The sequence below is a fragment of the Nonomuraea sp. NPDC050547 genome, from assembly GCF_044457345.1.
In the GTDB taxonomy this organism is placed as follows: Bacteria; Actinomycetota; Actinomycetes; order Streptosporangiales; family Streptosporangiaceae; genus Nonomuraea.
This window is the reverse complement of record NZ_JBITGW010000007.1, coordinates 314376-333264: the sequence shown is the minus strand read 5'-3', so window position 1 is coordinate 333264 and position 18889 is coordinate 314376. Positions and strand designations below refer to the sequence as shown.

The following is an 18889-nucleotide window of genomic DNA, read 5'->3' as shown; positions in this document are numbered from 1 at the left end:
CTTTTTGATCTTCTGAACCTGTCGTAGTTGCAGACCTAGTTGCAACTGTCTCCCCAGAGGGCCGACGCCAGGCGCTCCCCTGCGTCGCGCATCAGCGGGCTTGCCACGTGGGTGTACCGCTCCGTGGTGGTCACGCGTGTGTGGCCGAGGACCTCTTGGACGACGCGGATGTGCACACCCTGTTCGATCAGGAGTGTCGCGGCGGTGTGGCGAGCGTCATGGACCCGGACGTCCCTCACCTTGGCTTCCTTGAGAATGGCCTTCCAGGTCTTCCAGTCCTCCGTGCGCTCGACCGGCCCGCCGTACCTGGTCGGGAACACGAGATCCAGGTCGGTCCAACGGTCGCCGGCCACCTCACGTTCCTTGAGCTGCGTGGCGTGGTGTTCGCGGAGCACTTCCAGGAGCGCGGCCGGGCACTGGAGGGTCAGCTTGCGCCTGCCCTTGCGTTGCCGGAACACGATGCCGCCGCCCCTGCGCGAGGGGCACTTGTCCGCGTGTGCCGCGCAATCCTTCTGGCACGGTCGCTTGTAGCAGGTGTGACCGGACTGGGCGCAGTCCGGCTTGCAGGTCGGGCGATGCTTGTGGATGGGGCAGCGCTTCTTGCAGGGCCGACGGTGCCACTTCTCGCCGCACTTCTGCGGGTCGTCACAGCCGTGCAGCCACGGGCGCCGCTGCACCTGGAACCAGGCCCGGATCTCCCCGGTCTCCAGATCAACGAACGACCAGCGCAGCCCCAGAGCCTCGCCCTGCCGAATGCCCAACGCCAGCGCCACGGACCAACGCGCGCCGTTCCGCCTGCTCTTCGCGACGTCGAGGATGTGGCGCGCTTCATCACGCGACAGGGGCTCTATCTCACTCTCTTCCGCGGTCGGTGCGTCAAGGAGAGTCGCGACATTGCGCGTGATCTTGCCGCGCCTCAGAGCGAGCTTGAGCGCTCTGGAGAGGATGCGGTGGATCTTCAGCACGGTCGCCGGCGCCAGCCCGCGTTCCAGCATGATCGTGTACGCCTTGTCGAGGTGCTCGGCTTCGAGCCGGTTCAACCGATGGCGACCCAGAAGCGGGACGATCCAGTGGCGGTTCTTCGACCGGTAGTCGTCCAGGGTGCGGGGCGCCATCTTGTTGGAGGCCACCAGGCGTTCGCAGATCACATCGAGGAACTCCCCCATCCACACGGCCAGCGTCGGGACCTTGCCGGACTTGGTCACCTGGCCGGTGTCGCGCTGGGTCTCCAGTTCGGCGACTTTGCGGGTCACCTCGGGTTCGGTCTTCGCCATCCGGTGGCGGCGGTCGGGAGAGCCATCCGGCTTCGTGCCCACCGTCACCCAGCCGTGCCAGTACCCGTCATTGCCGAAGTAGATCGAGGAACGGCCGTCCGGCTTCTTGGCCATCATGCGACCTCCTTGGATTCGAGGGACTCGGCGAACTCGATGAGCGCGTTCGCGGGGATGAGGCGGTAACCGTCGTGCTTGATCGAGCGCAGGTCACCGGAGCTGAGGAGGCGGAAGATCGCCGTCCGGCTCATGCCGAGGACCGCGGCGGCTTCCTTGGGGCGATAGAAGAGCTTCATGCCGCCTCCCCTTCGGTTGCCGAAAGTTCCGCGCGTTGCTGTTGGCGGCGGGCGATGCTGCGCAGCAGGCGCAGGCCGAGCGGGGCGAGGTCTGGGTCGCCGGGTTTGACCGGGCGCCAGATGTAGCGATGGGGTTCGGTCGGCTCGTCTTGCTGGCCCAGGGCTTCCAGTGCCCAGGTGCGGCGGTCCATCTTGTGGTCGGCCAGGGTCTTGTTCGACCACTTGCGGGAGACCAGGACACGGCGGCCGGCGTAGCCGAGGTGGTCCGGCTTGTGCGCCTTGGAACGGCAGTGGCCGGGAAGCATCCCCTGCCGGGCGTTCTTGGGCTGGACGCCGTAGCGGAGCCAGTTGGGGCAGATGGGCGAGCACGGTTCGTAGCGCAGGGCGGCGACGAAGCGGTCCACGTGGTCCTGTCGTCCCGCGAAGTCTTCACCGAGTGACTTCGTGAGGTACTTGGACAGGTAGCGGATGCACTGGTCGGCGTCCGGGGTGCCGGAGAGCACGCCCTTGACGTCCACCTGGTCGCCGAAGCGGATCACGTGCATGGGCTCGTCGCCCAGGTCGTCGAGGGCCTCGTCCCACGTGGGCAGGTACTCGCCGGTTGAGGGGTCGAGGTAGCCGTCTTCCCAGACGGGCAGGTGGTCGGCGTCGAAGCGGACTTCGTCGGCTTGTGGCCACCACACTTGGTGGTAGGTCGCCGCGGCTATCTGCTTGATCTCGGCGCGCGGCAGGGTGCCCCGGATGGCCATGTGCAGGTGCGGGGCGAGGCGCTTTTGGGGTTCGACGGTGGCGAAGTACTGGACGTCGTAGCCGGCCACGCGCCGGAGGTTCTGGACGAAGCGGTCTACGAGCTTGGAGAAGTGCAGGGCGTCGCGGGCCGCGCGCCGGTAGTCGTAGGCGTCCGGATCTCCCGGAGCGCCGTTGCGGATCTTCCCGTAGGACGGGAGGGTCAGGGTGACGAACAGCGACGGCCGGTAGACGTTCCCGTCGGGCGCTTCGAAGGTACGGCCGAGCGTGGTCTTGACCATGCGGCGCTTGGGCAGGTCCGGGGCGTCCTGCCGCCGCTTCGTCGAGCGGGTTCGTTTGGGAGCAGTGCGACCGAGGACTGAGCCGCGCATCCCTGCGGTGCGGATCTCCTCGTCGAGTCCGTCGAGGATGGTGTCCAGGTCGGCGGTGTCCTGGTCGGCCTGTGCCGCCGCGTCGCGCTGGGCTTGCATGTCGGCGCGGAACTCGACCAGCCAGCGCTGTTCTTCGGTTGTCTCACTGGTGACGGGTTCTTCGGCGAGGTGCCAGCCCTCACGGCACTGGGCCATCCGAAGCTGCCGGTTGCGCTTGGCGCAGGGCGGGCACTTGCTTTCCAGCGCGGCACCGCACGGGACGTCGATGATCTCTTGCTTGCCGTTGCGGGTGTCGAGGCGTTTGAGGGCGATCGGGCGGATGCAGACGCCGTTGAGCTTGGCGACCTCTTCGGCCACTGCGCGGGCCAGAGGCTGAGTGATTCGCACGGGGCGTGGTGTCATACGGGCCTCCCTTCGTCGAGGACGATGAGCGCGGCCTGACCGCATTCGCGGCACTCGACCGAGGCGCGGACGGGGTCGAGCCAGAGGGCGTTGAGCTGGCCGCAGCAGGCGCAGCGCAGGCCGTCGAGGAAGTGTGCGAGCGTCATGGGGCCTCACCGGCCATGGCGCGGATGTCGGTGTCGGAGACGAACGCGGCGCGGACGCGGATCGGGTCGGGGCTGGTTTCCAGGCGGACGTAGCCGACGCCGGCGCCCAGTTCGGGGTTCGGGGAGATCTGGTCGGCCAGCGCGCCCCGGTCGCGGGCACCGTCACCGAGGACCATGTCCACCTGTTCGGATTCGTCGAGGCGAAGGGCGATCTTGTCGGGGAAGAGGTTGCGGACGTTCATGACCTCTTTGCGCGGGTCCTGAAGAGCGGCCATGACGCCGAAGCCGACCGCGCGGCCCTGGGTCGTGAGGGTGGCCAGGGCGGCGGAGATGCGCCGCTTGAGGTCTTTGTCGGCCTGGTAGGCGGTCAGGAACGCCACCTCGTCGACGAGCACCAGGACGAAGGGGTCGGCCACGGTCGGGATGTGGGAGCGCCGTTCACCGGCGTAGCGGGTCGCGCGCTTCTGCATCCGGTTGACCGCTTCGTCGAGCAGGTCGGCGCACTCGGCGGGGTCGGCGGCGTAGCGGCTGAAGATCTCGCGGCCGAAGGACAGCTCCATGAGCTTGGGGTCGAGCGCCCACAGTTCGACGAGTCCGGCTCGCACGGCCGGGAGTAGGCCCCGGATCGTGGACCACAGGACCGAACCCTTGCCTGCCCCGGTCGCACCGGCGATCAGAACGTGGGTTCCGTGGACCTTGAGGAACCAGGGCCGCCCATCCTCCTGCTTGCCGACCTCGATCGGGCCGACTGTGGGCTGTTCGGGCATGGGTATGGCGGACAGCGGGTTCGCCAGTGGGTCGAGTCGGGGGAAGGTGAGTAGCAGCCGCCCACCCTTGATCCTGGAGACGCGGCAGGTGCTCGCGCCGAAGCCCTGGGCGAGGTTGTCGGTGCGGTCGGCCCAGTCCTTGACGGCTTGGCCGTTGAGCATGTGGACGGTGATCAGGTCGGCCCACGATGTACACGTGACCTTGCCGAGCCTGGGCAGGTAGTCGCGGCCGCGGATGTGTCTGCCGAGACCGGAGATGATCATTACGGGTTGCCAGTGACGACGGTAGATCCAGATCAGGCGCCACCAGGCCAGCAGTCGCCAGCCGACCCAGCGCGCGAATGTGGATCGGTCGATCAGGCTCCAGGTGAGCAGTCCTACGGGGATCGGGGTGACGAGTAGTACGGCGATGCGCCAGCCGTACAGGATCGACAGGACGGCAGGGACGACAACGGCGAGGACCACGGCGGGGTGGCGGAAAGCCGTGCGGGCGAGGCTGGAGACTGCGCGCCAGCCGAAGATGACGAAGGTGATGATCGCGGGGGTTTTGACGACGGCCGGTTGGAAGACGACGGCCGTGTCCGGGGTCGTGGAGACGATGCGATGCGGCTCTTCGCCGGGCATCTTCTTGAACATTAGGGTGGAGTCCTTCCGGACATTCGCGTGTAGGGAAGATCAAGGGGCCGCCGGAAGTTGCAGCTTCCAGCGGCCCCGCCGCGCATCAGGCGGCCTGTTCGGCGTGCAGGCGCTCGCAGTCGGTGAGGTACTGCTTCGCGGCCTCGAAGAGGGTGCGGGCGGTCGCGACGTCGGCCTCGTTGACGGGACCGGCGCCGGTGGTCGAGAGGGAGACGCTCGCCTTGCCGCACGACAGGTGGAGCAGCGGCCGGCGATCGGCGAGCACGGTCGCGCGGATCCACATCTCGGCGTCGTGGAACGAGACGGTGACGGAGGGGTCCTCTTTCGGGGTGAGGGCCACGCTGATGTAGGTGTACGGGTCGTGGTCGGTCACGCTGCTACTCCTCTGCGGTAGGCGCGTTCGACGGCTCGGGCGAAGGCGTGCGTCTGGGCGGCGAGTTGGCGGGCGAACTCGACGTCGGCGACGGTGACGCGGGCGGGGGAAGACGTGGTGATCTGGACCTGGACCAGGCCGAAGGTCAGCCCGAGGATCGGGGTTCGTAGCGGGTAGACGTGGTTGTCGGCGCTCGCGCCGTCGCGGGTGTTGAGGGTGATCACGCTCGTCGGGAGAGCCTGTCGCCTGCTCATGCCGCGTCCTTGGCGACCGGCTTGTTCGCGGTGCGGGGCGCGTGCATCTCGCGGACCTTGATCGAGTACGCCAGTCGGCCGCTGCCGTTCACGTACGGCGTGGCGGTGACGTGGTCGAACTCGACCGGCGTGAACGGCAGGCCCGGCATCGGCGGCGGGGGTACCGGCTGAGCCGGGCTGAGGATCTTGACCGACACGGTCTTCTGCGCGGCCTTGACCGTGGGGTCGGCGTCCATCACCGAGACCTGCCAGACCAGCTCACGGGTCTGCTTGTCGCGGGCCTGGACGAAACGGCCGCTGGTCGAGGCGTCGAAGTCCTTGACCGGCTCGACCTCCCCCACGACGTAGCAGCCGTGCGGGAAGACCATGCCGAACGTGACCGGGATGGGTCCTTGGAGTGCCATGGTGGCCTCACCTCCTTCGTCTACCCCTCTAGACAGTTGCGGCGGTTCCGCTGGAGCGAGGTGTCTAGGGGGCTGTACAAGAAAGCTAACTCCATCATGCCCGACTGTCTAGGGGGCTACACACCCAGATGCTCGAAAAGTTTCGAGCGGGCCTTTCAGATGAGGCAGTACGCCGCGGTCGCGTCGTCGAACGTCTTGCCACGCGGCCAACGCGCTCCCTCTGGGTCGGAGCGCTCGGCCTCTCGAACCTGCTGGATCAAGGCGTTCGGCCCATCGTGGGCGAGCATGTCGAGGGCCTGCCGCCAGGAGGCCAGAGCGAAACGATCGACCGGCCGGGAAGCTCCGTCACTGAGCAGCGCAGCCGCACGAACGTTTTCGGCGGGCAGACTGCCCGCAAGAGCCTGATCGGCGGCCAGCGGGTCGGTTGCGGCGACCCAGAAGCCGCCGTCACGGTTGCGGAACGAGCGCAGGGTCTCGACATAGCGTCGGTGCGCCGAGGCGTGTTCGTCACTACCCGAGGCGAGCGCGTCCATCTCGGATCGGTGGAGCGCGCCGACTTGGGCTTCGCGATCATCGCAGATGACCATGGGCTCCCCCGTGTCCAGCACTAGCACGGAGTCCGCCAACACAAGCCATTCCACGGCGGCAGCCGTACGCCGGAGCATGACCACGGTCGCAGACGGAGAGCCGGGATGGGACAGATCGCACGTCCCATCGTGCAGCGAGGCGACCGACTTGATCCCTTCGGCCAGCAGGCCGGCCAAGGCGTCACCGCTCTGAACCATCGAGGCGAGCAGCGTTGAGCCCAGGGTGCGGGAGTACCAGGCCACACCGTGCGCGCAGCCGGAGTCCGAGCCCGCTGGCGTGCCGGCGCCGTCGAGCAGGACTACGGCGTCGGGGGTCGCGGCGACGAAGTCCTCGTTCGGACGGCCGGGGGCGGCTTCGGTGGCGAAGGTGACCCGCACGGGCTATGCCTCCTCATGTAGGTAGAGCGGACTGGCCAGCTCCGCCTTCACGGGTTCCCCAGTGTCGGGGTCGTATTCGGCCCTGATCACCGTAGAGAAGGATTTGTCGGCCACCTGACCCCACAGCGTCGCGATCTCGGTCTGGAGGAGCTGGACCACGCCGAGTGTGCCCTGTGGGTGGATTCCGGTGAGTACCAGCAAGCTTCCCTTGCCGTCCGGACGCGGGAGCCGTCCGAGGTAGGCGTAATCGACCGGCTGTGCGGGCTCGCTGTCCGAGCCCGACCGATACGTCTTACCAGTACGGCTGTCGCGCAGCGTCCACACGTCCTCCTTGACCCATTCGAAGACCGGGTCGGACTCGTACAGGGTCGCCATGACCGGTGAGGGCCTCGGGCCGCAGATGACGATGAGGTTGGGCCGGTTGAGGTTGATCGCTCCGCCGAGCGGGATGTGTTCGAGGTCCGTCGACAGATCGAAGCCGCGGGCCAGGTCCTCCAGGCGCTTGGCCGCGGTGACGTCTTCCATCGCGACGACTGGCCGGGCGTTGGACGCCTCCTGCTTGAGCGGAGTGGCCAGGGTGAGGGTCCCCGTGCCGAGGAACGCGCCCTCCGGAGCTGGGCCGGTGTGGCGGATCTGATGGATGCGGCCGCGGGTGAGGCCGGCCTCCTTGGCGATCTGCGCATAGGAGAGCCCTTGGGCGTGAAGCTCCTGGATCACTCGGCGCCGCAGCCGGGACAGCTCGGTGACCTCCTGCTGAGCGGCGTTCAGGCGCTCAGTGGCGACTCTGAGCAGCTGGTACGGGTCTTCGATCGCGGCGATACGCTCAACGTCGTTGGATGGCACGGCTCCCCCACTACTTGCTTGCCGCGAGTCTAGGCCCCTAGACGAAATGACGTCTATCCCCCTTGACAGTACGATGCGTACCGCTTCGCCGGTGATAGAGCTAACTGCGCGGATAGCCGACCGGCGATTGGGGACGCCGCGCGGACTCATCGGACCAGGCCCTGGATGAGCGCGGTCCAGATCTTCTGGGTCTCTGCCGAGGTTCCGCGATGAGTCTCGGCGATGGTGACGCGCTTCGCGGTCCGCGACGTGCGCCGGATGAAGGTCTGGCCGCCTGCCGCGCACAGCTCGAAGTAGACGGCGCGACAGTCGCAGGTCCATGCGATCACTCTGCACCGCTCGTCACCTCGGGGCGGGAGCCAGGTGAGGCGGACGGCGTCTGCGCGCGGCTGGTAGGGGTGCGGCGAGAGGCAGGAGGTCAGGTCCACGGGATCTCCTGACCGGCGACCAGGGTTGCCCACACGGTGCGGCCGTTCTCGTCACCCCAGATGCCCCAGTCAGTCGACAGTTCGGAGACCAGGAACAGGCCGCGACCACCTTCCCCCTCCGGGCTCGGGCGGAAGCATTTCGGTGTGCTGAGGCCACCTTCGTCGACGACGGCGAGCCAGGCCCGTTTGGGTTGCGCTTGGACGGTGACGATGAAACGTCCGCCGAACCGGCCGCTGGCGGTGTGGTGGATGGCGTTGGTGGCCAGTTCGCTCACGATGAGTTCGGCGGTCTGGGCCATGGGCGAGCGACCGAGTAGGGCAGTGACGAAGCGACGGGCTTCGGTGACCGATGGAGCAGAGCCTAGGAAGTGGCGGGAGAAGGGTGGCATGGACGACTCCGATGTCTAGGGGTCTATACATCCATGTCGCCAGCGTATGAGTCTCCTTCACCATCACTCAAGGTATTCGACGCATAAATGCGCCACTACTTGAACCTGGGGATCAGCTCCCGGAAGTCGGCCGCGATCGAGCCGAGCAGCTCCCGCAGGGCATCGCCGTACACAGCGACGGCAGCGAAGGACTCGAAGGTCTCCACGTGAGCCGCCAGCTCATCCGGTTCGCTCATCGTGAGATCACCGGTCAGGCTCTCCACCACGCTCAACGATCCGTCGTAGATCGTGAACCCATGGAGCGGGAGCCCAGGCGTAGGCAGCGCCCACGGCACGATCCCCAGCCGCACGTTGGGCAGCGTGGCCACCTGCATCAGACGATCGAGCTGGGCGAGCATCAACGAGGGAGTCCCCGGCCACGTGCGGACAGCGCCCTCGGTGAGCACGAAGGAGAACTCGCGGCCGGGCTCGAAGATGACCGCTTGGGCTTCTACCCGTACTGCCGCAGCCTTGGCCGCGTCCGTCTCGTCCACATCACTGCCGAACGCCAGGCAGAGCCGGGCGTACTCGCCCGTTTGCAGGAGAGCCGGGATCATGCCCGCCTGGAACGAGACCACACGGCTGGCGGAGCGCACACGCGCCATGTTCGCCGACTCACGGCCGGCCAACCCGCCCTTCAACCGCGAGACCTCATCGCGCAACCTCAGAACAAGCACGTCCAACTCGGCACGCGAGGCATCATCCAACCCCAGCGCCTCAACCAGTCGATCAACGGTCTCCGGAGTAGGGAGGAGCTGTCCGGTCTCAATCCGCGAAATCGTCGGCTGAGCAATCTGAGCCCGAAGCGCAAGATCCTTACCCGTCAGCCCAGCATCCTTGCGCAGACGCCGAACGAACTCCCCCAGCGCCCGAAGCCGATCCCGACGATCCTCCACACCCAGCGTTCTACCACCCGGCTACGCGGACCACTGCCGAATCCCTCTTATATGGATCAAGGTGTGCGCCCCGCGCCGCGAGCGCGGGCCCTGCGCTCGGCCGCACGCTGGGCGTGCGGCCTAGGGGCCGTTCTCGCGCGCGGCCGTGCTCGGGCCCGCCCGTAGACCAGAGGTGTCAGTCCCTCTGTATCACTCCTGCAAGTTCCAACGATGTCCTAGATGTTGAGCATCAACTACCCGTGCCCGCTATGAGGATGAGCCTACAACGATGTCTGGTATCCATCCCGTGGGAATCGCCGGAAGAGCGCGACGCTTCAGCATTGAGATACAAACACGGACAGGCGCCGGCATCTCTCCAGTTATGGCTGAGCATATTTCAACCAACCCAACAAACGAAGAGATCGCTATGGCGGTCGCCTATCAGATAGCCCTCCAAACCCAGAAGACCATCTACTGGAGATTCACTAGATACATCGCCGCGACCGCGACAATCGGAACGATCTATCTATACACCCAAGCATCATCAGCCTTTCTCATCGGAGGGCCGATCTTTCTTCTGCTCTATACCGCATGGCGACTGCTAAAACTTCACAGCCGAGAAGCCCAAAACACGACGCAGCGGCTCGAAACGAGGGCCCTTAAAGCTCAAGCCATCCACGGCGAGAGTCCTGCAATCTACAATCATCGGGAATGACATGTGAGCACTTCCGCCCTGGACTCCACGCTTCATGGCGACCGCAACGCTACGTAAGCCCAGCGGCTCGACAACTCTTACAAGGAACGAGCAGGTAATGAAGCAAGAGGCAACGACCGAATATCCGTCATACCTTCAAGCGCTCTCCGATTTCACTGCATATCTCGCCGACCAATTCGAGCCACTGGATACCACAGAGCGTGGCCAGCGATTTGCGGAGGCTCTTCTCCTTGTTCTACCCCACTTGCCCAGATGCGAAGAATTTTTCGAGTATCAACTAAACGCCAAAAAGAGTCACGATCGGGGCATCGATATTCTGTCGGATACTCGACCTGATGGCGCGCGTGCAGTATGTCAATCAAAGTTGCGAATAAGTGGAACCGAAGAGCTTGACTCGATTATCAGCAAGTTCCAAGCGTACGAGAATGAAACGATTAATGAGCAAGAAGGGGTTCTTTTCGCAGACGAGCTTACGCAGAACATCACTTACATCATCGCGACGGGCGCAGACCTTTCTGGCATCCGACGACGCTATGAAGATCGACGACTCAGTTCTTTTTCGTTCTACTCAAGCCTAGTCGAAGAAGATCGCATCATCTTCATTGATGGTAACGACCTACTTCAGTGGCTTCGACGCTCCTACGCACGCTCAACAACCCTGCCCGCCTCCTTTGAGTTAAGGTCGCTACGGGCATGGGTCCAAGCAGGGGACGTACTGCTTGGAGTCCTCTCTGGGCAAGATGTCATCAGGCTCGTCGACGAGTACGGCGATGGCCTGTTCTTTGAAAACATCCGAGAATGGCTTGGAAGCACTGAAGACAAATTCAGTGTCAACAACAGCATCATGCAGACAATAAAGAACGAGCCAGAGCGGATGCTTGAGCGCAACAACGGCATCACAGTTCGCTGCGAAGAACTAGCCATGGATCCGCGCGGGCAGGTACTTCGTGTGGAGCGAGCAGCTATTGTCAATGGGTGCCAGACAACGATGTGTCTATGGCACAGCCGCGAAGTATCAGACAACCTTGAGATCGTCGTAAAAGTAGTTCGCACTCCAGACTCTGCCTCTGCGTGGAGTATCGCACAATCAGCCAACTACCAAAACCCTGTCGGTCGAATGGAGCTTGAGCTCGCCCGTTACGTGCGCCCCCAACTTGTTACGCGTGCTGCAACGAAACTAGGCGAAGGACTCAAGACTGATCGAACAGATAGCCTCGCGGCCGTTCTTCGTTCGTACACCAGAACAGAAGTAACGTACGCCCTGACTCGACACATGTTTCTTGGCATATTCTGCCGCAGACCCAACCAGCTATTTCAGGACAACTACACCAACGTCCAAATGGATGCATTGCAGGAGTTCTTCCAGCTCCCGGACGCAGAAGATCACCTCTACAGTGTCCTATTCACTGCAATCAGGAGTGGCAGGGTCGCACTGGATAGAGCTATCAAGCAGTTCGCAAGCGAAGATTACGCGAAGCCGTTTTCCCGCCTTCTGGACGCAGATCGCTACAAATATCAAGCCTACCTATTGCTCTTGGCACTCTGCGCAACGCTACGCATCGACCTATCCGAGCCAAGCGAAGGGACAGCGAGGGCAAGGAGAATTCGCGAATTTCTCGATAAGGCAGATCAGACACTGACAGATCAGCCCAAGAGATTCTCGCGCGCTTACCTTTTTGCATACAAGGAGCTCGCACGGATGGTTGCACGCTCAGCGGAGGAAGCAGAACGAACGCAACAGCGACTGTCTGGACGTGTAAAGGATGCGCCATTCCGCGATCTCTATACCAATCTCTGCATGGAGTTGGATTCCTACGATGTTGCACGTGAAATAGATCAAGAATGACGTGCGACCTATACATGCAGGACTCCCAGCGGTGCGAAGGACCTCTGGCATGAACAGCAAGACATCGTCATGGCAACGCTCCCGCGTCTCCGCACGACTACCGCCCTCACGATCGCCAGATGTGAGTTGAGCCCAGGTAGTGGCTGGGGGCGATCGAAGGTCCGGGACTTCGTTCCTCAGCCCCGGCCCAGCGAGCATCGAGGCGTGCCCTTGTGCAGGTAGTGGGCCCGAGCTTCAGTCGAGCGATATGCGCGCGTAGTCCTGGCAAGCCATGTGCGCCGGAAGTCCTTGCAGGTCAGCGGATTGGGTACCGGTGCCCAACCCCCCACCGACGTAACCATGCCTCCGGCGGGGGCGCTCCAGCTCCGGGATGATCGCCGTGCCGAGCCGGAGGTTCGTAGGTGACTGGGGTGGATGCCTGATCATCCCGTCCGCCATCGATCCGGGACAAGCCGAGCAGACCTGGGCCATGGGTACCAGATCGTTCGTCCAGTAGGGCGCTCCATCTGGCACCCATGCCCCAGGCCCGCTTCCCCTGCGGGCGGGTCGACGGCAGACGGGAGGCGCATGTGCGTCCACACGGAAGATCAGAGACCGGCGATGCCGGCGGCCTGATGAACAAGGTGTTCTAGTTGCAGCGCTAGTTGCAATCCGGGTCCGTTCACAGGCGTTGCATGCAGTCCAGGATTCAGCGTTTGCCGAGCTGACGCAGGTCCGGCGAGGCAGGACCCGAGCTGCTAATGCGGTTTGGGTTTACCGCCCATCCGGGGTTCAAATCCCCGAGCCTCCGCACGGCATGGTCTTGCCCCTCATGCGCGCTTCGCGCGTGGGGGGCAAGGCTGTTTCTCCAGTCGAGCTGAAGCTCGACCCCTGAAGGACCTCCCTCCGGTCGGACGCCCTCCCGGCCCACCCGTTGCCCAGCCAAGTGGTTGAGCAGCTGGATCCCACTCTGGTCAAAGGTGCTCCGCGCGTTTCTTTCACCTCGCTTGCGCCCTTCGGTCCTACCTGTGAAGGGGACATCGAAAGCTGGCTCCCCGATTGATGAACCTTGTGGCCTTGTCGCCAGAAGAGGCGGTCGGGACCGTGGGTGAGCGATCGAGTAGGGCTGTGCCGAAACAGCAGGCTTCGGGACCGGTGGGGCCGAGCCTGGGAGTGGCGGGAGAAGGGCGGCATGAAGGCTTCGATGTCTAGGGGCCATCACTCAAGGTCTTCCACGCCCAGCGTTCTCCTACCCGAGCACACAGACCACTGCCGAATCCTCGCCTATGGATCGAGGGCGGCGCTCCGTGCGGTCAGATTCCAAACAGCTGACAGGCAGACCGTGTGCTGGTGCTTCCAGCAGTGGGAACAGGCCGGTGTCACCGAAGCCCTGCTGGTCGAGCTGTGAGTCAAGGCGCGCCGTCAGCCGCGTGGGATCGACTCCCAGAACATCAAGAGCGCCGACACCGTCGGCCGTGACAGCCACCTGTCCGGGTCGCGTGGATGCGCCGGCAGCAGGCTCGCCTGCGCCCGCCGCTGCGGGATCAAGCGTCCGCTATGCGGCCTTTCAGGATCTACGCGAAGACCAGGGCCGAAGCGACAAGATCAGAGCTTGCCCGTGAAGGTGGTGGTGTTGTTGCACAGGTTGCCGCCCAGAAAGCAGCGACGAGCCTTGATGACTACCGTGTCGGCGCCCTGCTTGGCGGCGACGGAGAAGGCGAAATCTCTGCTGCCCTTCTTCCGGCCCGCCTCCACCCGGCCGCCGGTGCCGCCGACCCTCTTGCCCGCCTTGGAGAAGCTGACCTCGACGACCGCCGTCCACAGATCCCACTTGGTGTCGTGCACAGTCCCCGAGGCGGCGGCGTAGCCGTCACCGCACACTTTCCACAGGTATTTGACATGACCGTGCTTGGTCTTGAGCGTTGCCCCGCCGCCGGAGCAGCCCCACGCGGCGGCTGTCGCCGGGGCGGGAGCCAGTACGGCGAGAGCGACGGCGGCGGCGGCGAGCGTCTTTAATCCGGAGGTCTTTCGCATGATCGGCAGCCTAGGAGAGCCGCTTGCAACCCACTGTCAGGCGCGCATCCGGGCCAGGAGACCGGTGTCGGAGGACCTGTCCAACGCCGACCGCACTACATCTGCTGCCGGTGCAGATGGGGTTTACTGCCCATCCGGGGTTCAGATCCTCGGGCCTCCGCAGTGTAGAGGCCCACGGATGTGTCAAGGAGAGCTCAGCCAGGCAGGCAGTTGGCTGGCTGAGCTCGTTGTGTGGGAAGGCCGGTTCGGCAGAGGCGGTTGCCAGGGGTCACTCAGCGTCGGAGGATTGAGGCGGGGAGTGACGCTTATGTCGATGAAGGTGTCTGTCAGGGTTGTGGCGGTGTTCGTGGTGGCTGTCGCGGTTGGGTTTGCGGTGCATCGGGTGGTGTTGGCTCAGGCTGACTCCAGGTCTCCTGTCTCGCCGGCCGTACTGGAGAACGACGGGGATCCCGGGCAGGTTCTCGACTACTGGACGGACGAGCGCCAGCGCGACGCCACCGGAGGGTGAGTTAGCGGTCCTTGACCGTGTTGTAGACGTTGACCGCGGCGTCGCCCAGGTACGGGTCGCGCCACTCGTCGTTGTCGAAGAAGTGCCAGCTGTTGGCGCTGATGATGTAGCCCCAGCCGCGGGGGAACTGGAGATCGTAGAGCACGGGTCCGCCGCTGGCCCCGTGGAACATGTCGCAGTGGAAGCCCATACGGCTGTCCGAGCCCGGCTTCCAGGTGGCGCCGGTGCAGTACCAGAGGCGCTGGCCGTCCATTTCGGGGCGGTCTTCCGGGGCGGCGTCCTCGGGGTAGCCGAAGGCGTAGACCTGGTAGTCGTGCCGGCCGCTGTTGAAGTGGTATCCCTGGGAGCCCGTGATGTCCTGGACGTTGCCCTGGGAGTTCGGGGCCAGGGCTATGGCGCCGATGTCGTAGGCCCAGTCGCCGTTCTCGGTCCAGCCTCGGGGTGAGGCCGCGGTGCGCCAGCCCCATGTGCCCAGGGAACTGCCGGCGTCGAAGTCGGGGCGGAACAGGAAGTTCGTGAACCAGCCCTGGGCGCCGCCGCCGCCTTCGCGGTGGACGCAGTGTCCGGCGGTCCAGATGGTGTTGCGGTTGTTGGCGTTGATCACGGAGGCGGAGCAGTATCGGTCCGCGCCCTGGTCGTTGGTGTAGAAGAGCTTGCCGATCGTGGTGGCCGGCATCACGCCGTGGCTGTTCCAGCGCTGCGCCTTGACGATGGCGGCGCGGACGTCGCGGGGGGCCGGGCCGGCGGCTCTGGCGGGGCGCGTGCCGGCGGAGGTGAGGGGCGGGAGGCTGGTTTTCGGTACCGAGGTGCTCCTGTTGCCCGCGCCCCGGTTCTCGGGCCGGGTCTCCTTCGCGCCCCTGATGCGGGCCGGGGTCCAGTAGGCGGAGAGTTGCGCCGCGGTCTGACCGGCTTGCTTGACGGCCGCCTGGTCCGGGTCGGCTCTGCTCGCGGTCGCGGCGGTGGCGTTCACTGTGCTCGTGGCGAGGCTCAGCACGCCGAGGATGACGAAGAAGCGCTTTCTTGCTGTACCGAAATTGTGGTTAGCCATCCGTAATATCCTTCTTGTCGGAATTTGTTGGCTGGGTTGCCACCACTCACAGTTCGCGTTTGCGCATCCGTCAAACCCTGCCTCGACCTCCCTGTATGCGCCTATGCATTTCCGAGATGCGCACATCAACAATCAATTGTTGAGATGGGCAGGTCAAGGCTGTCAAAGATGAAATCTTGGAGCGCGGGAATTGCGCTGAATATTCGGGCCATAGCGCCATTTATCCCTTTTAGAGAGGCGCCCTGGATCGCGAAGGGCACCAGGCCCTCTCGGGGCGAGAGATCGAGTCGGCCGCCCCGGAGCGCGTCCCCGACACCGTTGCGGCCCCGCCGGCTGAGGTGGACGGCCCGCTGTCCCCGTTCTCGGCTTTGCTTGAAATGCTGCGCACAGTGCTTGCTTTGCTGTGTATGCTCTGCACAGAGAGGAGATCCCTGATGGCGCTTATCGAGGTATCGCAGGACACCAAGGACAAGGTGGCGTTCGCCGCCCGTATGGCAGGCACCACCGAGGGGGAGATCGTGCGGCGCTTGATCCTCGACCCCTCGGCGGGTGGGGAGGCCGTCTCCCCCCAGACGACGGGAGACGGCATCCCCATCTATGCCGACTACGCAGGACATCGAACCCGTGCTCAGTTCATTGCTCCGGCCCGGGTCGAGATCGTTGACGGGCCTCTGGCAGGGAAGTCCTACAAGTCCCCCACCGGGGCGGCTCGGGCCGTCGTCGGGCATTACCAGCCGGAGGTGAACGACAACCGCAACGGCTGGATGTTCTGGGCGATCGAGAATGGTGGCGGGCCTCGCGTCTGGCTCCAGACGATTCGTCCGGAGTAGGCACCAAGACGTGTTCTGCGGTATCGCGCGCAAAATCCACACTTCATCCGCATCGATAGCGTCAGGTCCGTTTTTGCCAGACGGGCTGAATCGGTCGATGGAGTCCCAGGATTTCCGATGCCCGCGGGTCTCTCGGCGCGAAGCCAGGACAGGGCGGACCGAGTCGCCCTGAGGGTGTCAGAAGCCGCCGGTGGTGCCGTCGTTGTAGAAGTCCGCGCCGCGGATCACGTCTCCCGTGTCGTTCTGGCCGCCGGTCGGGGAGGACGGGGTGTTGAGGTCCTGCCGGCGCGCCCTCCGGCGGCGGAATCGTCGCTTGGCGAGGATCTGGCGGATGCGGCGGCGTAACCATCTCATGGACCGCAAGGCTAGGGGCAATGTGTCCAGGCGCGGCCGCGTCCCCAGGAGCAGGTGTCGATCTTCTTGAGGTCGGATGACCGGTGGATGCTCGCGGTGTCGCCGTCGTTGTTCCATACGTACTGGCCGCGGTTCCAGTACACGGTGGAGGTGCCGTCGTCGCCGGTGCCGGTGCGGACCGTCACCGTCTTGCCGGGCTTGAGGACTAACGCCAGGAAGCGGTACTTGTAGCCGGTCTTGTCGCGCAGGATCCACTTCTCCATCTGGATCGGCTTGCGGGTGGTGTTCTTGAGGACGACGTACTCGGCGTTCAGGCTGGTGCTGGAGCGGGTGTCCTTGCCCGGACTGTCGTAGTACACCTTGATGATCTGTACGGCGGGTGCCGCGGCCTGGGCGGGCATGCCGATGAGGGCGGCGGCGGTCAGGGTGGCGGCGGCTGTCCGAAGGAGGAGGCGCATCGTCGGATCCTCTGCGTCCGAAGGGAACGGGAACGCTCCATGGGACGGGTGGTCCATGACGGTGGTTGTCGGCCTGGCCGCATCCGGTCAGCAGGGGTCGGGTACGGAAGCGGGCTCCCCGACGGACGGAGCCCGCGCACCGAGAAGGCCCGGCCTACAGGTGGCGGGCGGCTATGTAGCCGAAGGTCATCGCCGGGCCCAGGGTTGAGCCGGCTCCGGCGTAGCTGCGGCCCATGACCGGGGAGGAGGCGTTGCCGGCGGCGTACAGGCCGGGGATGACGGTGCCGGCGGTGGTCAGGACGCGGGCGTGGACGTCCGTCTTCAGGCCGCCCTTGGTGCCCAGGTCGCCGGGGACGATTTTGAGGGCGTAGAAGGGCGGGAGCAGCAGGGGGGCCAGGCAGGAGTTGGGGATGACGGCGGGGTCGGTGAAGTAGTGGTCGTAGACGCTGTCTCCGCGGCGGAAGTCCAGGTCGCGGCCGGTCCAGGCGAAGCCGTTGAAGCGGGTCAGCGTCGAACTCAGGGCGGAGGCGGGGACGCCCATCTTGGCGGCCAGGCCGTTCCATGACCATGACTTCACAACCGCGCCCGCGCTGTACCAGGAGCCGGGGAAGTCCAGCGTCGGGGCGATGTCCTTGAACAGGTAGCGGTTGCGGTAGTTCTGGTCGATCACCAGCCACGCCGGGATCGCGTCCCGCTCGTACATGACGTGCACGACGTCGCTGTACGGCGCCGCCTCGTTGACGAACCGCCGCCCGGCCTGGTTGACGATCAGGCTGCCGGGCAGGGTGCGTTCGGCCAGGCAGAAGTACGGCTCGCCGGGCAGCGGGATGGACGGCCCCCACCAGGCGTCGTCCATGAACTCCACGGCGGCGCCCACCTGGAGGCCCGCCCGGTGACCGTCGCCGGTGTTGGCGGCGGCGCCGACGGTCCAGTCGGTGCCGATGGGCTGTTCCTGGTACTGGTCGCGCATGGCGTCGTTGTGCTCGAAGCCGCCGGAGGCCAGGATGACCGCGCGGCGGGCGCGTACCAGTGTCTGGGTCCCGTCGCGGGTGACGAGGACGCCGGCCACGCGGCCGTTCTCCACGCGCAGGTCGGTCAGGGGCGTGTTGAGCCAGACGGGGACCCCGGCCTGGGCCAGTCCGGCGCGTAGCGCGCCGGCCAGCGACTGTCCCATGGTCAGGGGCTCGATGCCGCGCGCCTTGGCGGCCAGCCACCGGGCCGCGCCCTCCAGGGCCACGGCGGCGCCGCGGGCGTTGACGAGGGCGAGGTTGAGCCACTTGTAGTCGGCGCTGAAGATGACCTCACCGGCGGGGACGGGGATGTAGGCGGGGTTCAGGTTGGCCAGTTCGGCGCCGAGGAGGTTGCCGTCGAACAGGTCCGGCTCGATGGAGCGCCCGTTGGGCAGGCCGCCGGGGAGTTCGGGGTAGTAGTCGGAGTAGCCCTCCATCCAGCGGAACCGCAGCGGGCTGTTGCGCGTGACGAACGAGATCATCGCCGGCCCGTTGGCGAGGAACGCCGCCTGCTTGTCCGCCGGCACCCCGCTGGGCCCGACCACGGCTCCCAGGTACGCCGCGGCCTTGGCCGGAGTGTCCGGTACGCCCGCCGCCAGGATCGTCTCGTTGTTGGGAACCCAGATCCCCGCTCCCGACCTGGCCGCCGAGCCGCCGAACGTCGCGGCCTTCTCCACGACGAGCGTGCTCAGCCCTCGTTTGGCCGCTGTGAGCGCGGCCGTCATCCCCGCGGCCCCCGCTCCGACCACGACGACGTCGAACTCCTGTGTGGCGGCGGCGTCGGCGTGGGCGGCGCCGGCCCCCAGGATCAGCAGCCCGGCTCCGGCCGCGGTGCCGCGTAAGACGGTCCGGCGGGTGGGGTGGGGGTGTGCAGGCATGGCGGAACCCTTCGCAACGGAGT

Annotated in this window: 22 protein-coding genes; 4 read left to right on the top strand and 18 right to left on the bottom strand. The window is 65.5% G+C overall.

Translation table 11 applies throughout. From position 1 onward, the window contains the following. Window positions 1-35: 35 nt before the first annotated feature. From ACIBHY_RS20090 to ACIBHY_RS20030, 13 genes are all read right to left on the bottom strand, one after another. On the bottom strand, window positions 36-1391 hold the full coding sequence (locus ACIBHY_RS20090) for a tyrosine-type recombinase/integrase (protein ID WP_397307398.1): 1356 nt from the start codon (window positions 1389-1391) through the stop codon (window positions 36-38). Next, window positions 1388-1567 carry a helix-turn-helix domain-containing protein gene (locus ACIBHY_RS20085; protein ID WP_157248516.1) on the bottom strand — a complete coding sequence of 60 codons (180 nt, stop codon included), beginning with the start codon at window positions 1565-1567 and terminating at the stop codon, window positions 1388-1390. Before ACIBHY_RS20085 ends, ACIBHY_RS20090 begins: the two co-directional genes overlap by 4 nt. Further along, window positions 1564-3132, bottom strand: coding sequence for a replication initiator (locus ACIBHY_RS20080; protein ID WP_397307397.1), 1569 nt, complete (start codon window positions 3130-3132; stop codon window positions 1564-1566). Before ACIBHY_RS20080 ends, ACIBHY_RS20085 begins: the two co-directional genes overlap by 4 nt. Beyond that, entirely contained in the window at window positions 3084-3233 is a 150-nt protein-coding gene (locus ACIBHY_RS20075; RefSeq protein WP_397307396.1) for a hypothetical protein, read from the bottom strand. Before ACIBHY_RS20075 ends, ACIBHY_RS20080 begins: the two co-directional genes overlap by 49 nt. Then, window positions 3230-4636 (bottom strand): FtsK/SpoIIIE domain-containing protein, encoded by a 1407-nt coding sequence (locus ACIBHY_RS20070; protein WP_397307395.1) that lies wholly within the window; start codon window positions 4634-4636, stop codon window positions 3230-3232. Before ACIBHY_RS20070 ends, ACIBHY_RS20075 begins: the two co-directional genes overlap by 4 nt. An 85-nt stretch (window positions 4637-4721) precedes the next feature. Then, window positions 4722-5009 (bottom strand): hypothetical protein, encoded by a 288-nt coding sequence (locus ACIBHY_RS20065; RefSeq protein WP_397307394.1) that lies wholly within the window; start codon window positions 5007-5009, stop codon window positions 4722-4724. Continuing rightward, window positions 5006-5263, bottom strand: coding sequence for a hypothetical protein (locus ACIBHY_RS20060; protein WP_397307393.1), 258 nt, complete (start codon window positions 5261-5263; stop codon window positions 5006-5008). The genes ACIBHY_RS20065 and ACIBHY_RS20060 overlap by 4 nt, the downstream gene beginning before the upstream one ends. Beyond that, window positions 5260-5667 (bottom strand): plasmid replication, integration and excision activator, encoded by a 408-nt coding sequence (locus ACIBHY_RS20055; RefSeq protein WP_397307392.1) that lies wholly within the window; start codon window positions 5665-5667, stop codon window positions 5260-5262. The genes ACIBHY_RS20060 and ACIBHY_RS20055 overlap by 4 nt, the downstream gene beginning before the upstream one ends. Before the next feature lie 155 nt (window positions 5668-5822). Continuing rightward, window positions 5823-6632 (bottom strand): protein phosphatase 2C domain-containing protein, encoded by an 810-nt coding sequence (locus ACIBHY_RS20050; protein ID WP_397307391.1) that lies wholly within the window; start codon window positions 6630-6632, stop codon window positions 5823-5825. A gap of 3 nt (window positions 6633-6635) precedes the next feature. Then, on the bottom strand, window positions 6636-7475 hold the full coding sequence (locus ACIBHY_RS20045) for a sigma factor-like helix-turn-helix DNA-binding protein (RefSeq protein WP_397307390.1): 840 nt from the start codon (window positions 7473-7475) through the stop codon (window positions 6636-6638). Between the two features lie 146 nt (window positions 7476-7621). Further along, entirely contained in the window at window positions 7622-7903 is a 282-nt protein-coding gene (locus ACIBHY_RS20040; protein ID WP_397307389.1) for a hypothetical protein, read from the bottom strand. After that, window positions 7894-8292: an ATP-binding protein gene (locus tag ACIBHY_RS20035; RefSeq protein ID WP_397307388.1), complete on the bottom strand. Its 399-nt coding sequence runs from the start codon at window positions 8290-8292 to the stop codon at window positions 7894-7896. The genes ACIBHY_RS20040 and ACIBHY_RS20035 overlap by 10 nt, the downstream gene beginning before the upstream one ends. A gap of 95 nt (window positions 8293-8387) precedes the next feature. Continuing rightward, complete coding sequence (locus tag ACIBHY_RS20030) at window positions 8388-9227, bottom strand: helix-turn-helix domain-containing protein (protein WP_397307387.1); 840 nt, start codon at window positions 9225-9227, stop codon at window positions 8388-8390. Between the two features lie 268 nt (window positions 9228-9495). On the opposite strand from ACIBHY_RS20030, the gene ACIBHY_RS20025 reads away from it, so the two are divergent. Together ACIBHY_RS20025 and ACIBHY_RS20020 are read left to right on the top strand one after the other, a co-directional pair. After that, window positions 9496-9921, top strand: coding sequence for a hypothetical protein (locus ACIBHY_RS20025; RefSeq protein ID WP_397307386.1), 426 nt, complete (start codon window positions 9496-9498; stop codon window positions 9919-9921). A gap of 97 nt (window positions 9922-10018) precedes the next feature. Beyond that, the gene (locus ACIBHY_RS20020) at window positions 10019-11767 is read left to right on the top strand and encodes an AIPR family protein (protein ID WP_397307385.1); all 1749 of its coding nucleotides are present in this window, start codon (window positions 10019-10021) and stop codon (window positions 11765-11767) included. Between the two features lie 1584 nt (window positions 11768-13351). On the opposite strand, the gene ACIBHY_RS20015 is transcribed toward ACIBHY_RS20020, so the two are convergent. Beyond that, window positions 13352-13780, bottom strand: a complete 429-nt coding sequence (locus ACIBHY_RS20015) for a hypothetical protein (protein ID WP_397247139.1) — start codon at window positions 13778-13780, stop codon at window positions 13352-13354. Between the two features lie 307 nt (window positions 13781-14087). Between ACIBHY_RS20015 and ACIBHY_RS20010 the strand changes: the two genes are divergently transcribed. Further along, complete coding sequence (locus tag ACIBHY_RS20010) at window positions 14088-14288, top strand: hypothetical protein (RefSeq protein WP_397247138.1); 201 nt, start codon at window positions 14088-14090, stop codon at window positions 14286-14288. Window position 14289: 1 nt separating this feature from the next. Here the strand turns inward: ACIBHY_RS20010 and ACIBHY_RS20005 are convergent, their stop codons facing one another. Next, window positions 14290-15336 (bottom strand): hypothetical protein, encoded by a 1047-nt coding sequence (locus ACIBHY_RS20005; RefSeq protein ID WP_397307384.1) that lies wholly within the window; start codon window positions 15334-15336, stop codon window positions 14290-14292. Window positions 15337-15770: 434 nt separating this feature from the next. Here ACIBHY_RS20005 and ACIBHY_RS20000 point away from each other — a divergent pair, with 434 nt between their 5' ends. Beyond that, entirely contained in the window at window positions 15771-16166 is a 396-nt protein-coding gene (locus ACIBHY_RS20000; RefSeq protein ID WP_397247134.1) for a hypothetical protein, read from the top strand. 177 nt (window positions 16167-16343) lie between these two features. On the opposite strand, the gene ACIBHY_RS19995 is transcribed toward ACIBHY_RS20000, so the two are convergent. The 3 genes from ACIBHY_RS19995 to kstD all read right to left on the bottom strand — a co-directional run bounded on the left by ACIBHY_RS19995 (window position 16344) and on the right by kstD (window position 18866). Continuing rightward, window positions 16344-16520 (bottom strand): hypothetical protein, encoded by a 177-nt coding sequence (locus ACIBHY_RS19995; protein WP_379615567.1) that lies wholly within the window; start codon window positions 16518-16520, stop codon window positions 16344-16346. Between the two features lie 11 nt (window positions 16521-16531). Next, complete coding sequence (locus ACIBHY_RS19990) at window positions 16532-16978, bottom strand: lamin tail domain-containing protein (protein ID WP_397307383.1); 447 nt, start codon at window positions 16976-16978, stop codon at window positions 16532-16534. A 154-nt stretch (window positions 16979-17132) separates the two neighbouring features. Further along, the gene (gene kstD, locus ACIBHY_RS19985) at window positions 17133-18866 is read right to left on the bottom strand and encodes a 3-oxosteroid 1-dehydrogenase (RefSeq protein ID WP_397247131.1); all 1734 of its coding nucleotides are present in this window, start codon (window positions 18864-18866) and stop codon (window positions 17133-17135) included. Window positions 18867-18889: the final 23 nt, after the last annotated feature.